Origin of the sequence: Mesorhizobium sp. M7A.F.Ca.CA.001.08.2.1 (assembly GCF_003998455.1) — a bacterium.
GTDB classification, from domain to species: domain Bacteria; phylum Pseudomonadota; class Alphaproteobacteria; order Rhizobiales; family Rhizobiaceae; genus Mesorhizobium; species Mesorhizobium ciceri.
Genome location: NZ_RZPW01000379.1, coordinates 1 through 5,899, shown reverse-complemented (window position 1 = coordinate 5,899; position 5,899 = coordinate 1). Strand labels below are relative to the sequence as shown.

General features: G+C 64.2%; 7 protein-coding genes. 3 read left to right on the top strand and 4 right to left on the bottom strand.

The annotated features are described in order from the left end of the window. The coding region (locus EN914_RS21225) for a hypothetical protein (RefSeq protein ID WP_127389239.1) at positions 1-1,918 on the top strand (1,918 nt) is incomplete at its 5' end. Between the two features lie 52 nt (positions 1,919-1,970). Here the strand turns inward: EN914_RS21225 and clpS are convergent. From clpS to EN914_RS38360, 4 genes are all read right to left on the bottom strand, one after another. Then, the gene (gene clpS, locus EN914_RS21220) at positions 1,971-2,276 is read right to left on the bottom strand and encodes an ATP-dependent Clp protease adapter ClpS (RefSeq protein WP_013529964.1); all 306 of its coding nucleotides are present in this window, start codon (positions 2,274-2,276) and stop codon (positions 1,971-1,973) included. Between the two features lie 139 nt (positions 2,277-2,415). After that, the gene (locus EN914_RS21215; RefSeq protein ID WP_013529963.1) at positions 2,416-2,781 is read right to left on the bottom strand and encodes a hypothetical protein; all 366 of its coding nucleotides are present in this window, start codon (positions 2,779-2,781) and stop codon (positions 2,416-2,418) included. 215 nt (positions 2,782-2,996) lie between these two features. Beyond that, on the bottom strand, positions 2,997-3,230 hold the full coding sequence (locus tag EN914_RS21210) for a hypothetical protein (protein WP_013529962.1): 234 nt from the start codon (positions 3,228-3,230) through the stop codon (positions 2,997-2,999). A gap of 39 nt (positions 3,231-3,269) precedes the next feature. Then, the gene (locus tag EN914_RS38360) at positions 3,270-3,572 is read right to left on the bottom strand and encodes a hypothetical protein (protein ID WP_024504541.1); all 303 of its coding nucleotides are present in this window, start codon (positions 3,570-3,572) and stop codon (positions 3,270-3,272) included. A gap of 253 nt (positions 3,573-3,825) precedes the next feature. On the opposite strand from EN914_RS38360, the gene EN914_RS21200 reads away from it, so the two are divergent. Together EN914_RS21200 and EN914_RS21195 are read left to right on the top strand one after the other, a co-directional pair. Beyond that, a complete protein-coding gene (locus EN914_RS21200; protein WP_013529960.1) occupies positions 3,826-4,542 on the top strand; it encodes a response regulator in 717 nt (238 codons plus the stop codon). Next, the coding region (locus EN914_RS21195) for an ATP-binding protein (RefSeq protein WP_127389238.1) at positions 4,539-5,899 on the top strand (1,361 nt) is incomplete at its 3' end. The genes EN914_RS21200 and EN914_RS21195, both read left to right, overlap by 4 nt.

Below are 5,899 nucleotides of genomic sequence, written 5' to 3'. Positions count from 1 at the left end.
CCCGGTGTTCCTCAACGAGGAGCGCGAGCCGCTGAAAAGCGTTGTCGCCCTCGTCGTCGACCGCAGCCAGAGCCAGGATATCGGCGATCGCACCAAGCAGACCGACGAGGCGCTGGCCGGGCTGCAGCAGCGGCTTGGCCGCTTCAAGCAGTTCGACGTGCGGGTCGTCGAGGCCGGCAAATCCGAGGCCGCCGAAGAGCGCACCGAGACACGGCTGTTCGGCGCGCTTGAAGGCGCCTTCCGCGACGTGCCGCCGTCACGCATCGGCGGCGCGATCATGATCACCGATGGCGAGGTCCATGACGCGCCGCCGGGCGCGCCAGATTTCAACGCCCCGCTGCATGCGCTGATCACCGGCAACGACCACGAAAAGGACCGCCGCATCCGCTTCGAGAACGCGCCGCGCTTCGGCCTTGTTGGCAAGCCGCTCGACATGACCTACCGCGTCATCTCGACCGAAAACGAGACTGGCCCGGTCGATGTGCGCGTCTCGGTCAATGGCGAGCAGGTCGCCGTCGAGCACGCCACCGTTGGCCAGGCCATGCCGCTGCAGGTCACCATTCCGGGTGCCGGCCGCAACATCGTCGAACTCGCCATCGATCGCGAGCCGGGCGAACTGACCGACACCAACAACCGCGCCATCGCACTGATCGACGGCATTCGCGAGAACCTGCGTGTGCTGCTCGTCTCCGGCGAGCCGCATGCCGGCGAGCGCACCTGGCGCAACCTGCTGAAATCCGACGCCTCGGTCGATCTTGTCCATTTCACCATCCTGCGGCCGCCGGAAAAGCAGGACGGCACGCCGATCAACGAATTGTCGCTTATCGCCTTCCCGACCCGCGAACTGTTCGTCGAGAAGATCAAGGATTTCGACCTCATCATCTTCGACCGCTACCAGCACCGCGACGTGCTGCCGATCCTCTATTACGACTACATCTCCGAATATGTCGAAAAGGGCGGCGCGCTGCTGATCGCGGCCGGCCCCGAATATGCCGGCGAAAGCTCGATCGCGCGCACGCCGCTGATGGCCGCCCTGCCGGCGATGCCGACCGGCGAAGTTGTCGACAAGGCCTTCTATCCGCGCCTCACCGAACTCGGCCAGCGCCACCCGGTGACGCGTGGGCTCGATGGCTCGGCCACCGAGCCGCCGCGCTGGAGCCGCTGGTTCCGCACCATAGGCGTGCAGAACCCGGAAGGCGAAGTGGTCATGAAGGGCGCCGACAACCGGCCGCTGCTGCTGCTCGACCGCAAGGGAGAAGGCCGCGTCGGCATGCTGCTGTCCGATCAGGGCTGGCTGTGGGCGCGCGGCTTCGAGGGCGGCGGCCCGCATGTCCAGCTTTATCGGCGCATCGCGCACTGGCTGATGAAGGAGCCGGAGCTCGAGGAGGAGCGGCTGACCGCCGATGGTCGTGGCATGGTGCTGGAAATCCGCCGCCAGACGATGGCCGACGATCCCGGCGCCGCGCAGATCATCACCCCGTCCGGCAAAACCTTGACCGTCAAGCTCGACAAAGCCGAGCCCGGGGTCTTCCTCGGCAGCGTCGAGACCAGCGAGATCGGGCTCTACCAGGTCGCCAATGGCGACCTCACCGCGCTCGCCCATGTCGGGCCGGTCAACGCACCGGAATTCGCCGACGTCATTTCCACCGAAAACCGGCTGAAGGCGCCGGCCGAAGCCACCGGCGGCAGCGTGCGCCGGCTGGCGTCTTCCACAGCCCTTGGCAGCGACGTGACGCTGCCTTCCATCGTGCCGGTGCGCTCGGCTGGTGCCGCATCCGGCAGCGACTGGATCGGCCTGCGCACGACAGACGACAGCGTGCTCAAAGCCGTCTCGCGCGTGCCGCTGTTCGGCGGCTTCCTCGGCCTCGGCCTGCTGCTTCTGGCAATGGGTTCGATGTGGTACCGCGAGGGACGGTAGCGCGGCGCTCTTTTTCCTTCTCCCCTTGTCGGAGAAGGGAAAGCCCCCTGCTCTACTCCTCCGGCTCCGTCGTGAACATCAGCGGGTAGCCCTTGGCCTTGCCGGCATCGGTGGCGCGCGTCGCTTTGGTCTCGGCGACATCCTTGGTGAACACGGCGACGACGCAGACGCCACGCCGATGCGCAGTGATCATCACCCGGTGCGCCTGGTCCTCGCTGAGTTTGAACTCGCCCTTCAGCACCGTCACCACGAATTCGCGCGGCGTGAAATCGTCGTTGATGAGGATGACCTTGTAGAGTTTTGGCCGTTCGACTTGCGGCTTGATCTGGGTACGCGGTTTTGTGGTGATTTCAGGCATCGGAACCGACAGTTTTGCGTAAGCGACGTGACCGCCATTCTGGCACCGGTGAAAACGGTCGTCCATTTTGATCGACGCGCGAAACCGGTGTCCGCCGACGCGGCCATTCATAATCATGTGGGAAGGTGTCGGTTGCCGTTCAACGGCCCTGGCGGCCGAACATGCGGCGGCCGGGAATCTGCCGCACGGCCGCAGCGGGCGGTATATCGGACCGAAAACGGTTTCCGCCGGCATCCGCCCGGCGTTCCAGCCAGGTCGCGATCGGCCACGCGGCGACGCAGATCAACGTCGCGCCGGTCAGCACGACCAGCAGCCAGGTCTGTGCCGGCGTTATGTAGTCCCAGTTGGTGGAAATCGCCGGCGCGAACAGCGAAGGCTCGGTGCGTCCGCTGGCCGGATCGGGGACCGGGCTGGCGGTGAACAGGATAAGCACTCTGGCGAGGCCGGTGGCAACCAGACCGCCGATCACCATCGAGCGCAAAATGGACGAAAGCCGCTTCTTCATGCGGATTGTCCTACACGGCCGGCGTTGCAAACGGGTTAAGTGTCAGTCGAGGCGGAAGCTGCCGGTGCCAGACTTCGCCAAAGATCAGTTGAACCCATCGACCGCTGCATCGCCAATGTCAGGGCTTCAGCGGCTCGGACAGGAAGAAGGCCGCTCCAACCGAAACCAGCTGGAGCGGCCTTGGTCAACAGGCCGGCATTTTATGCCGGACCTTATCAGGTCTTCGGGGCGTCCTTCTTGACGGCCTTCTCAGCAGCCTTCTTGTGCTTCTTGACGGTCTTCTTGACGACCTTCTTGGGAGCAGCCTTGGCCGGAGCGGCAGTCGCCGGAGCGGTGGTCGTCGAAGCAGCCGGAGCAGCGGTCGTGGTGGCGGCGGCGTTGCCGAGAGCCGGCATCGCGAAAGCGAGAGCGACGGCGAGACCGGTTGCGGAGAGGATGGACTTTTTCATGGCTTCGTTTCCTTTTTATGCGGGTCAAGTTTCGGAGCGTTACTGAACCGGGTCGTTCGGCGTCACTCCAAGCAGCTTCAAAGCATTGGCGAGCATCCGGATGCCCTGTGCCTGTTTCTTGGCGGCGCAGTACCGGTTGCCCTTTCTCTGAAGTGCCTTTGCCGCGGTGACCTGCGTTGCCGTGGCATGGGTTTCGAGGGCTTCATCAAATTGGTGGCTGAGATTGGCGCACCGTTCGCTCCGGGTTGTGAGCGTCGCCTTTGCGTCCGATTGTCCGACAGCGGCAGTGACCAGGCAGAAGCCCAGCAACGCACCCAACAAACTGATCGACAACCTTGGCATCGGTTTATCCGTAAACCCGGAGACTAGCGTCGCAGCCGATGACCTGACCGCCACGAGATCAGTTATGCCTTTGAAATTTTTCAGGAGTTTTTCTGAACTGTAGAATTTTGTTTCTGGAGTGTGTCTGAGAAAGCCGGTGTGAACTCCATCATAGCCACTGGCCAACATATGGCCTGAATTCTATCGTGTGGGTTGCGACCGAAGGGCTTGGCAATCAAAGACAGAAGGGCTTGGCAACAATGACAGGGCTGCTGTGAAATCCGATGCACACATACTGATCGTCGACGACGATAAGGGCATCCGCGACCTGCTGCAGGAATTCTTCCAGAAGCGGGGCCTGCACACCTCGGTTGCCGCCGACGGCATCGAGATGGAGACCATCCTGCGGCGCGTCCAGGTGGACCTCATCGTCCTCGACGTGATGCTGCCCGGCAAGAGCGGGCTGGAGCTGTGCCGCGACCTGCGCGCCCAGTATTCGACGCCGATCATCATGCTGACCGCCGTCACCGAGACGACCGACCGCGTCGTCGGCCTGGAAATGGGCGCCGACGACTATGTGCCCAAGCCCTTCGACCCGCGCGAGCTTTTGGCGCGCATCCGGGCCGTGCTCAGGCGCAATGGCGCCGCCGAGCCGAAGCGCGCCACCACCAAGCAGATCTACCGCTTCGCTGGCTGGACGATGGACTGTGCCCGGCGCCGGCTGATCGCACCCGACGATGTCAGGGTCGAGCTGACCATGGCCGAATTCAACCTGCTGCAGACCTTCGTCAAGAGTGCGCAGCGTGTGCTGACCCGCGACCAGCTCATCGAATTGTCCGGCGGCGACAGCGACTATTCCTTCGACCGCAGCATCGACATCCTGGTCAGCCGGTTGCGGCGCAAGATGGAGGACGACCCGAAGACGCCCAAGCTGATCCTGACCGTACGCAGCGGCGGCTACCAGTTCCTGCCCGAGACGACCTCCGAATGAGACGTTTCCTGCCGCAGACCTTGCCTGTCTGGGTGCTGCTGATCGTCATTGCCGGCCTGCTGATCAGCCAGGTCGCGACCCTCTACATCGTCTCGCGCGACCGCGCTGCCGCCAACGACGTCGTCGACCTCTACCGGCTCAACGACCGTGCCTTCTCGCTGGTGCAGCTCATGCATGACGCCAGTCCGGACGAGCGCAAGGCGACGGCGACCGGCCTGTTCAACTCCACCTACGCGCTCACCGTTTCGGACACGCCGGCGGTCACTTCGTCGATCGCCGGCGACGACGAACTGGCCGAACTCGAAGACATCCTCGTCGGCCGGCTGTCCAAATTCGGCATCACCGATGCACGCGTGCGCCGCGATCCGGCGACGCGCGAGGCCGACGACGCGGACGGCACGACGCCAGGACCCGACATCGGCCAGGTCGAGCGCGACCTTCTGGTGCTGGCCGCCGACTTCGCCCAGAGCGACAAGCTGACGGCATCGCTGCGCTTCGCCGACGGCCAATGGCTGAATTTCACCGAACCGATCACGCCCGTCGGCCCGATCCTGAGCTTCGACAGCCTGCCGCTCTATTCGCTGATCGCAGGGCTGGTGGTGATCATGTCGATCTGGTCACTGCGCCGGCTGACGGCGCCCTACCGGATGATGGAAACCGCCGTGAACCGGATCGGCAAGGATCTGAAGAGCCCGCCGATCGCCGAGAGCGGCAGCCGCGAGGTGCGTGCCGCCGCCAAGGCGATCAATGCCATGCAGGCGAGATTGCGCGAATATGTCGAGGACCGCGAACATCTGGCGGCGGCACTGGCGCATGACCTGCGCACGCCGATGACCAGGATGCGCCTGCGCCTGGAGCTGTTGCGCAAATCGGCGGTCCGCGAGGCGCTGGCCCACGATCTCGCCGATGTCGAGAGCATTGCCAGTTCGGTGATCGACTTTGCCACCTTCGAAGTGACCGAGGAAAAGAACGAACGCATCGATTTCTGGTCGCTCGTGGAATCGATCGCCGACGGCTATGACGACGTCTCGTTCGACGACGAGACCCGTTCGCGCGGGCTGATCTGCATGGCGCGGCCGGTCGCGCTCAAGCGCTGCGTCACCAATCTGGTGCAGAACGCGGTCACCTACGGCAAGAAGGCGCATCTTTCGCTGCGCCGGTCGGAGGACATGATCCTGCTCACCATCCGCGATGAAGGGCCTGGCATACCGCAGGCACAGATCGACGCGGTGTTCGGCTCGTTCGTGCGCCTCGAACAATCGCGCAACCGCCAGACCGGCGGTCTGGGCCTCGGCCTGACCATTGCCCGCAACATCGCACGCGCCGCAGGGGGCGAGATCCGCCTGTCCAACAACCC

Excerpts from the sequence above, each read along its gene's own strand:
- EN914_RS21215 (WP_013529963.1), bottom strand. The coding sequence starts at position 2,781 with ATGAAGAAGCGGCTTTCGTCCATTTTGCGCTCGATGGTGATCGGCGGT.
- EN914_RS38360 (WP_024504541.1), bottom strand. The coding sequence starts at position 3,572 with ATGCCAAGGTTGTCGATCAGTTTGTTGGGTGCGTTGCTGGGCTTCTGC.
- EN914_RS21210 (WP_013529962.1), bottom strand. The coding sequence starts at position 3,230 with ATGAAAAAGTCCATCCTCTCCGCAACCGGTCTCGCCGTCGCTCTCGCT.
- clpS (WP_013529964.1), bottom strand. The coding sequence starts at position 2,276 with ATGCCTGAAATCACCACAAAACCGCGTACCCAGATCAAGCCGCAAGTC.